Annotated in this window: 2 protein-coding genes and 1 pseudogene; 1 reads left to right on the forward strand and 2 read right to left on the reverse strand. The window is 49.6% G+C overall.

Going from position 1 to position 1,263, the window contains the following annotated elements; translation table 11 throughout:
- On the forward strand, positions 1-256 hold a 256-nt coding region (locus CJF39_RS23235; RefSeq protein WP_212556002.1), incomplete at its 5' end, for a hypothetical protein.
- On the opposite strand, the pseudogene CJF39_RS22930 reads toward CJF39_RS23235, so the two are convergent.
- Both CJF39_RS22930 and CJF39_RS22585 read right to left on the reverse strand, forming a co-directional pair.
- A pseudogene (locus tag CJF39_RS22930) lies at positions 253-360 on the reverse strand (OprD family outer membrane porin); the annotation flags it as partial. The gene CJF39_RS23235 and the pseudogene CJF39_RS22930 sit on opposite strands and share 4 nt — an antisense overlap.
- Before the next feature lie 42 nt (positions 361-402).
- Entirely contained in the window at positions 403-735 is a 333-nt protein-coding gene (locus CJF39_RS22585) for a DUF2790 domain-containing protein (RefSeq protein ID WP_083334222.1), read from the reverse strand.
- Positions 736-1,263: the final 528 nt, after the last annotated feature.

Here is a 1,263-nt window from a genome sequence, read left to right on the forward strand (position 1 = left end):
GGTAGCGGTTCTTGCCATGGTTCACCTCGTTGCAGTTTATCGCTTAACGGGGTGTCCACTCGTGCTGGGCAAGATCAAGCTGCTCAAGCGGGGCGTACTTAGGTACGACGGCCAGGACATCCCATTCTTATGTCAATTCACACATAAAAAAGGCGCCACTAGGGCGCCTAAACCGTCTCCAAAACCAAAGGAGAAACAAGGAGACGGGGTGTATCTGGTAACCGAACACTTGATGCCGATGGCTAGCGTTCGTTAAAGGAGTTGCAGTGGGTACTCGACAATCAGTCGGACCTCATCCAAATCAGATTCGAAATCGGTGGCTCGCGTCGTTGCTTGGCGAACACGGAAAGACATGTCCTTCAGATAAACCAAATAATCTGACGCAGACATGGCTCCTTTGGACTAGCTTCCGTGCGGGCAGTTGGTACCCATAACTCTGTACTCCAAGGTGTTGAGTTTGCCAGCAGAGTCTTCATAGGTCATGCGCGAAGGCGCAACATCACAGGATTTGTTGGCTTGCGTGACACTGACTACCTTCTGAACATCCAGGTTCATACCATATTCATAATGAACAATTTCAGGGATGGCCTTACCATTTTTGAGAGCATATTGCTCCATCGCCTGTTGATTTTCTTGCATCATCCGACCATAAACGCGATCTCCTCCGCCTTCAGCCATGACAAAGGATGAAACTGCCAATATCGAAATAGCGATGACTGCATTCAATGTTTTCATGATTTTCTACGAACTCTAATTCACTGGTGATTAGATAGTAGCTAATGATACCTGTCGGGAAGATGACTCTTATATTACTTATATGTAAGGCATGGCACCGCTCCCTTATGTATTCGCTCCAATAACTGCATGCCAACGTCCGAGTAGATGACGAGTGATTGCTAGCAGGTCACGAATCAGCTCAAGGCGGGGATACATCATCGACAACAGAGCGCCCGGTCGCAGGCATTCCTGGACGACTTGGGCTTTGAAAGGCTTTGGATAGGAGGTTCGTTGGCGCATAGCGATCCGCTTGTGGGGCTAAAAATGGTGTCCACTTAAAATAGGTGTACACCATCGCCCTAAGAGGAGGTCAAGAAATGTCCGCTCCTGGCCGATTTCTGCCCTTCGTGACGGGCAGCAACCGTAAGCGTACGCCGAACTCACCTTGCGCGACTCAGGCAGGCGCCCACTGTAGTGGTCTAATGAAACCGGACACTCATTTAGGCGAGAATGCTCGCCATATCGAGGTGTCAGATGACTATGGAG

The sequence above is a fragment of the Pseudomonas lundensis genome (assembly GCF_002269125.1).
Classification (GTDB): Bacteria; Pseudomonadota; Gammaproteobacteria; order Pseudomonadales; family Pseudomonadaceae; genus Aquipseudomonas; species Aquipseudomonas lundensis_A.

Bases quoted from the DNA above. Each gene is read 5' to 3' on its own strand.
- CJF39_RS22585 (WP_083334222.1), bottom strand. From the start codon at position 735: ATGAAAACATTGAATGCAGTCATCGCTATTTCGATATTGGCAGTTTCA.